General features: G+C 68.7%; 7 protein-coding genes. 4 read left to right on the top strand and 3 right to left on the bottom strand.

The features are described 5' to 3' along the window. Positions 1-315 precede the first annotated feature (315 nt). From ABVF28_RS10520 to ABVF28_RS10510, 3 genes are read right to left on the bottom strand one after another with little or no spacing between them, the layout of a single operon-like run. Positions 316-681, bottom strand: coding sequence for a DUF5956 family protein (locus ABVF28_RS10520; RefSeq protein WP_371030419.1), 366 nt, complete (start codon positions 679-681; stop codon positions 316-318). 45 nt (positions 682-726) lie between these two features. Beyond that, complete coding sequence (locus ABVF28_RS10515; RefSeq protein WP_371030418.1) at positions 727-1,692, bottom strand: SDR family NAD(P)-dependent oxidoreductase; 966 nt, start codon at positions 1,690-1,692, stop codon at positions 727-729. Positions 1,693-1,737: 45 nt separating this feature from the next. Continuing rightward, on the bottom strand, positions 1,738-3,717 hold the full coding sequence (locus ABVF28_RS10510; RefSeq protein WP_371030423.1) for a beta-galactosidase: 1,980 nt from the start codon (positions 3,715-3,717) through the stop codon (positions 1,738-1,740). Between the two features lie 90 nt (positions 3,718-3,807). Here ABVF28_RS10510 and ABVF28_RS10505 point away from each other — a divergent pair, with 90 nt between their 5' ends. The 4 genes from ABVF28_RS10505 to ABVF28_RS10490 all read left to right on the top strand — a co-directional run bounded on the left by ABVF28_RS10505 (position 3,808) and on the right by ABVF28_RS10490 (position 7,089). After that, positions 3,808-4,839: an aldo/keto reductase gene (locus ABVF28_RS10505; RefSeq protein WP_371030417.1), complete on the top strand. Its 1,032-nt coding sequence runs from the start codon at positions 3,808-3,810 to the stop codon at positions 4,837-4,839. A 198-nt stretch (positions 4,840-5,037) separates the two neighbouring features. After that, positions 5,038-5,538 carry an Asp23/Gls24 family envelope stress response protein gene (locus ABVF28_RS10500; RefSeq protein WP_179556424.1) on the top strand — a complete coding sequence of 167 codons (501 nt, stop codon included), beginning with the start codon at positions 5,038-5,040 and terminating at the stop codon, positions 5,536-5,538. 100 nt (positions 5,539-5,638) lie between these two features. After that, positions 5,639-5,827: a hypothetical protein gene (locus ABVF28_RS10495; protein ID WP_211890167.1), complete on the top strand. Its 189-nt coding sequence runs from the start codon at positions 5,639-5,641 to the stop codon at positions 5,825-5,827. Between the two features lie 203 nt (positions 5,828-6,030). After that, entirely contained in the window at positions 6,031-7,089 is a 1,059-nt protein-coding gene (locus ABVF28_RS10490; protein WP_371030416.1) for a magnesium and cobalt transport protein CorA, read from the top strand. Positions 7,090-7,388: the final 299 nt, after the last annotated feature.

Genomic DNA, 7,388 nt, shown 5'->3' with positions numbered 1-7,388 from the left:
AACGCCAGAATGTCCGACCTACGCGCAGCAACAGACGCCGGATCCGAAGGGTCAAACCCCGGGTTCGGGAGGTCGTGCTCGCGGGGCTGTTGCATGCCCCCAACACTACGGACAACCACCGACATTCTGCGGACTCGTCGATAACTTTTCTTCAGACTGAGGTTCCCGTGAAGGGAGGCCCGTGGTCGTCGCCCGGGGATCACGACGAGGCGACGAGTCGATCGTCGTCTCGGTAGGCCCACCTCGTGCGCTGATCAGAACGCAACCGCACCCGGGGGGTCTTCTTCCCCTTCGGTACCCGAGCGCGTCTCGCACCTACCCGCGTCCCGGCTCCGCCAGCACCTCCCGCAGCGCGGTCAGCATTCGCTGGGCCGCGAGGCGCCCGTTGTTCGGGTCGATCGCGTGGTGGGCGGCCATGCACGCTCCGTGCAGCCTGCCCTCGTCGACTCCTGCGGGCAGGCTGATCTCCCAGTCGACGCCGAATGGCTGCTCGGGAACGCCCGCGTGAGCGAGGTATTCGGCGGTCGTGACATGGATGAGCGTGCGGATCTCGTCCGTGGCGGGCTCCAGTGGATGTCCGTCTCGGCTGTGGGTCGGGTAGGTCGCGGGCCGCTGGGTCACGTACTCGGGGCCAGCCAGGTACGCGATGAGCGCCGACCACCCGTTCAGGTCGAGGTGCACACGCGTTCCTGCCCGTGTGCTCTCAGTCGCGAAGTCGCTCCACCTTCAGGTTGGCAGCCCGGGCTCGGCAGACCTGGACGCCTCATTGGCGAGGAGGGACTCGGAGAGCTCCCACAGGCGCCGCGCGGCAGTCTCGTCGAGCGCGTGGGGGACGACGCCGTGAACGCCGTCGACGATCTCATCGACCACCTCCGCCGGGTGGCAGTCCTCGTAGTAGGCGGGCGTGCCTGGTCCAAGCGTTGCGCGCGTCGCGACGAACACCGAAGTCGCGGCGCCCTGCTCCGGCGTCTTGGTCGGGAAGCGTCGCTTCATGTCGGCCAGCACCTCCGGGTCCCAGTGCCGCTGCAGGTTCGTCCAGATCCCACCCGGCATGAGCGCCGCCGCCGCGATGCCGCGGTCCGCCCAGCGTCTGGTTGCCTCGAGCGCGAACAGCACGTTCGCGGTCTTCGACTGGCCGTAGGCGAGCCCGCGGTCGTAGGCATCTCGCACGAAGAACGGGTCGTCGAAGCGGATGCCGCTCGAGGCGTGGCCGCTCGAGCTCACGGCCACGATGCGCGCGTCGCCAACCTCGGTGAGCGCGGGGAGGAGGGCGTTGGCGAGCGCGAAGTGCCCGAGGTGGTTGACCGCGAACTGCAGCTCCCAGCCGTCCGGGGTGCGGAGCTCCGGGGTGTGCATGATCCCGGCGTTGTTGATGAGCAGGTGCAGGGGTCCCGCCCACGTTGAGGCCAGCTCACGCACCGTGGCGAGGTCGGCGAGGTCGAGGTGCACTACCCGGACGTCGTCGTTGCCGGTGGAGGCTCGCAGCTCGGCCGCAGCACGCTCGCTCGCCTCGGTGTCCCGCACGGCGAGCGTGACGTGCGCGCCCGCCGCCGCGAGCGCCCGGGCCGTCTCGACGCCGATGCCGGAACTCGCCCCGGTGACGAGCGCCGTCTTGCCGCTGAGGTCCACGCCATCGACGACTTCGAGGGCGGTTGATGCTGCGTCGAACGTGGGGGAGTCCGTTTCCGTCATGGCCTGTTCCTACCAGTTCAGCGTTGCGGATCCCTGGTGGGGCCGTCAAGACTGCGCATGAGGGACGGCCACGACGCGGACGCTGCCCGCTGGCACTGGATCGTCCGACAAGACCGACTCGCCCGTCAGCAGGTCACGCCCCGAGACCCCGGCCCCCGCATCCTGCACCCCATGGTTGATCTGGAACACGTAGTCGACGCCGTCACCGCGGCGCACGACGCGCTCGACGTCGCCGACGGGGGAGTAGTCGACCGCCGCACCGAGCACCCGCGTCACGAATCCGTCGAGGTCGGCGCCGTCGAGCGCGGTGGCGAGGTACCAGGCCGTGCCGTCGCCGAAGCTGTTCTTGGTGACCGCCGGACGGCCGACGCCCGGGCCGTCGGCGAACTCGGCGACGCTCGTGGCGCCCCGCAGTTCGATGTCGTCGCTCCAGACGCGCCCGCGCGCACCGTCGCTGAGCGTGACCTGCTCGCCGGCCCGCAGGGGCAGGAACTCCTCGATGACGAGGCCGAGCACCTCACGGAGCTGGCCGGGGTAGGGGCCGGTGGGGACATCGTCGTTGCTCGACACGATGCCGGAGAAGTAGGAGCACGCCAGCGTGCCGCCCTGCGCCGCGTACTCGCGCAGGTTCGCCGCCGCATCGTCCTCGATGAGATAGAGCGCGGGGGCGAAGACGACGTCGGACCCCGTGAGGTCGGCGGCGGGATGCACGAAGTCGACCGTGACCCCGCGGCGCCAGAGCGCCGCGTAGAAGGCCTCGATGCGCTCCCGGTGGTCGAGGTCGACCGAGGGGCGCCAGTCGAGATCCTGCGCCCAGAACGACTCCCAGTCCCAGGCGATCGCGACCCGCGCATCCACTCGCGAGCCGAGGACCGGCGCCAGGGCGGCGACGTCGGCGCCGAGCGCCACCGACTCCCGCCACTTGCGCGACGTCTCGCCGGCCTGCGGGATGAGCGCCGAGTGGAACTTCTCGGCGCCCTTCTGCCCGGCCCGCACCTGGAAGAAGAGCACCGAGTCGGCGCCGCGGGCCGCGTGGGCGAGGCTGTTGCGACGCATCTCGCCCGGTCGCTTCGCGATGTTGCGCGGCTGCCAGTTCACCGCCGACGTCGAGTGCTCCATGAGGATCCACGGCTTGCCCCGCGCGAGCGAGCGGGTGAGGTCGGCGGCGCGTGACAGCTGGATGTGGTTGTCCTGCTGCTCGGCGGAGAGGTAGTGGTCGTTGGCGACGATGTCGACCTCGTCGGCCCACCGCCAGAGGTCGACGCTGGGGCACATGCCGGCCATGAAGTTCGTCGTGATCGGCTGCGAGGCGTGCTCGCGGATCGCGTCACGCTCGGCCTTGAAGCACTCGAGCAGTGCCGCCGAGCTGAACCGCGCGAAGTCGAGGCGGTGGGCGGGGTTGCTTGCCGTGCCCGAGGTTCGCGGCGCATCGATCTCCTCCCAGGCGCCGTAGCGCTGGCCCCAGAAGTTCGTGCCCCACGCCACGTTGAGGGTCTCGAGCGTCGCGTAGCGCTCCTGCAGCCAGGCCTGGAACGCGGTGACGGAGGCGTCGTCGTAGCTCTCCGTGACCGGGGTGCCGTATTCGTTGTGGACATGCCAGAGCACAACTGCCGGATGCTCGGAATAGCGCTCGGCGAGCTTCGCCGCGATCGCCGTCGCAGCGCGTCGGTACTCGGGGGAGCTCGGGCTGACGATGCCGCGCGACCCGAAGGCGAGCGGCATGCCGTCGCGCGTCACGGCTCTCGAATGCGGGTACTTCCGGTAGAACCAGGCCGGCGGCGAGGCCGTCGGGGTGGCGAGGTCGACGTCGATGCCTGCGGTGTGCAGGAGGTCGATGATCTCGTCGAGCACCGCGAAGTCGTAGACGCCTTCCTTTGGCTCGAGCAGTGCCCACGAGAAGATGCCGATGCTGACGAGGTTCACGCCGGCGTCTCGCATGAGGCGGATGTCCTCATCCCACACCTCGCGGGGCCACTGCTCTGGGTTGTAGTCGCCGCCGAAGCGGACTGTCTGGCGGCCGGGCATCCACGTCGATGTCTTCACCCGAACGAGCTTACGTCATCGTAAACGAGGCACGCCATTGACTTACGAATGCGAAAGTGGCTGAATCAAACCATGACCGCAGTCGCGCACTCCGAGTACACCGCCGCCGCCGATCGATACGAGCGGATGCGCTACGCACGAGCGGGGCGAAGCGGGTTGAAGCTCCCCGAGCTCTCCCTCGGCCTGTGGCACAACTTCGGCCGCGAGCGGCCGGTCGAGACGCAGCGCGCGATCATCCGCCGCGCGTTCGACCTCGGCATCACGCACTTCGATCTCGCGAACAACTACGGGCCGCCGCCAGGGTCGGCGGAGGCGAACTTCGGTCGGATCCTCGCGGCCGACCTCTCCGCCCACCGGGACGAGATCATCGTGTCGTCGAAGGCCGGCTACGCGATGTGGCCAGGACCGTATGGCGAGTGGGGCTCGCGGAAGAGCGTGCTCGCGTCGCTCGACCAGTCGCTCGCTCGCCTCGGCCTCGACTACGTCGACATCTTCTACTCGCATCGCTTCGATCCCGAGACGCCGCTCGAGGAGACCATGGGAGCGCTCGCGACTGCCGTCACCTCCGGGCGCGCACTCTATGTCGGGGTCTCGAACTACGACCCCGCCCAGACGCGCGAGGCCGCGCGCATCCTGGCGAGCCACGGCATCCCGCTCACGATCCACCAGCCGCGCTACTCCATGTTCGACCGCCACATCGAGCGGGGCCTGCTCCCGGCGCTCGATGAGGTGGGAGCTGGCGGGATCGTCTTCTCACCGCTCGCGCAGGGCCTGCTCACCGATCGCTACCTCGACGGCGAGGTGCCCGAGAACTCGCGCGCTGCCACGTCGAGATTCCTCTCGGCCGCTGGCATCGACGTCGAGTACCTCGCGCGGGCTCGCGCGCTGAACGAGATCGCCGCCGGCCGCGGCCAGACGCTCGCGCAGCTCGCCCTGAGCTGGGTGCTGCGCCACCCGCAGGTCACGAGCGCGCTCATCGGTGCCTCGAGCGTCGCGCAGCTCGAGCAGAACGTCGCCGCGTTGGATGCACCCGGGCTCACGGAAGCCGAGCTCGCGGAGATCGACCCACTGGCGGTGGACGGCACGGGCCAGGTCGCCAGGTAGGTACCGGCTGAGACGGTGCTCGGTCTCGTCGATCGCGTGCGTCTGACCGGCCCGTGCTGATCTCCCCCTGCCCCGTTCCCTGAGTGTCCGCCGAGAGCCACAGGAACTTTGTGACGCTCCGGCGTCGGCGCACGTCTCCTCTGTAACGCCCCCGATCGGTGCACACGCACCAGGGCTCGATCTCAAGGAGAACCGCACATGTCGAACGTCACCCCCAACACGACTGCCACCCCGAGCGTCGTCGCTCCGTCCAAGGCGGGCACGGGGTCCACTGACAAGAGTGTCGTTCCCACCAGCCGCACCGGCTCGGAGGTCGCAACCGGCCACGGCACGACGACGGTCGTCGACAGCGTCGTCGCCCGCGTCGCCGGCATCGCCGCCCGCGAGGCGCACGGCGTCTACGACCTCGGCGGTGGCGCAGCCCGCGCCATCGGTGCCATCCGCAACGCCATCAACGCCACCGACCAGGGCCAGGGTGTGAGCGTCGAGGTCGGTGAGACGCAGGTCGCCGTCGACGTGACCATCGTGGCCGAGTACCCGGTCGCGCTGCAAGATGTCGCCAACGGCGTGCGCGCCGACGTCATCCGTGCGATCGAGACGATCGTCGGCCTCGAGGTCACCGAGGTCAACGTCACGATCAACGACGTGCACCTGCCGAGCGACGAGCAGGACGAGCCGGCCGAAGCTCGCGTCCAGTAGCTCTCACCGCCTCACCTCTTCAGCCGGCCTGGCCGCCGTTCGGTGGCCAGGCCGCGGCACTTAACCCCGCACGATCTCACCTCACCGAAAGCAGGCAACCATGTTCCTCCGCATCGTCACATTCGTGCTCGGAATCGTCGTCAAGAAGCAGAGCGCCAAGAAGAAGCGCGAGCAGCAGGCCGCGTCGCGTGCCAAGCAGTCGAAGCGCTCGAAGCACGGCAAGCCCGGGAGCGCTCAGCGGGGCGGACGCTCGAAGCGCGCGTCGTCGAAGCGCAGCCGTCGGCGCTGACCCGAACCTGAGCCGATCCCGCCGAGCTGCCGCGCACCTCCAAAGGTCGGCGAGGTACTCCTCAACGCGGTCTCGCGCAGGTTCGCTCCCGTCAGCGGGGAAGTGGGCGTAGGGTCGGTCCGCGGTGGGTTCGGGGGCGCGTGTCGCGGTCGCGGACTGCGGACGACGCCTCACCGACATCCGACGTGCTAGGAGGGCAGCCCATGGCCTTGATCGACAACGGGATCTACGTGAAAGGGCGTCGGTGCTTCACGCCGGCAACACTCGACGAGACGTTCGAGAAGCTCCGCGAGCATGCGGGGATGGCCTGGATCGGCCTCTTCCAGCCAAGCAACCAGGAACTCGACGCCGTCGCGAAGGAGTTCAACCTGCATCCGCTCGCCGTCGAGGACGCACGGGTCGGGCATCAGCGACCGAAGATCGAACGCTACGGCAGCACCCTCTTCGTGGTCCTCCGACCAGCCTGGTACGTCGACGCCACCGAGACGGTCCACTTCGGGGAGATCCACCTGTTCGTCGGCCCCGAGTTCGTGGTCACGGTCAGGCAGGCCGCACGCCCGGAGCTGGGCGACGTCCGGCACCGGATGGAGCAGAGCCCGGCGCTCCTCAGCCTCGGTCCCGAGGCGGTCCTCTATTCGGTGCTCGACCAGGTCGTCGACGGGTACGCCCCGGTGACCGCCGGTCTCGAGAATGACATCGACGAGATCGAGGACCAGCTGTTCGCGGGCGACGAGCGGGTCACGCGCCGCATCTACGAACTCCTCGGCGAGGTCATCAACTTCCAACGCGCGACGAGTCCGCTGCGAACCATCCTCGAAGCGCTCCTGCGGGGCGCCGAGAAGTACCACACCAGCGAGGAGATCCGCGCTCGCTACCGGGACGTCCTGGACCATGCGCTGCGCATCGCGGAGCGCGCCGACTCGTTCCGAGTGCTCCTCGAGAACGCCCTCACCGTGCACAGCACGCTGGTCACGCAGCAGCAGAACGAGGCGATGCGGGAACTCTCGGAGGCGAGCCTCGCGCAGAGCGAGGAGACGAAGAAGCTGTCGGAGCAGAGCATCGCGCAGAACGAGGAGATCAAGAAGATCACCAGCTGGGCGGCGATCCTCTTCGCGCCGAGCCTGGTGGGCACCGTGTACGGCATGAACTTCACGAACATGCCGGAGCTCGACGCCGAGTGGGGCTACCCGCTCTCGTTGCTGGCGATGCTCGGCCTGGCCGTCACCCTGTGGTCGGTCTTCAAATGGAGGAAGTGGCTGTAGTCGACGGCCGCGCTCGCGGACTCCGTCACGTCGGACGCGGCGGCCGGCACACCGATTCTCGGTTTCCCACTTCTCACACCCTCCCCGGATCCGTGTGCCAAGGAAGTTGCCTCGGGGAAACAGCAGCACGCACCCCGTGAAACATGCGGTTTCTACGCTCTGAGCATGTCAGCGACCGACCGTCGCCGTTCATCCACGGAGGAGCCAGCATGCGCACACCAACTCGAAGCGACCGGGACGAGCTGTGATGAGCACGAAACATTTGCCGCACGGTGACGAAACATCCCAGACCTACGCTC

The organism is Pseudoclavibacter sp. JSM 162008 (genome assembly GCF_041366455.1).
Lineage (GTDB): Bacteria > Actinomycetota > Actinomycetes > Actinomycetales > Microbacteriaceae > Pseudoclavibacter.
This window is presented reverse-complemented; position numbering and strand designations above follow the sequence as displayed.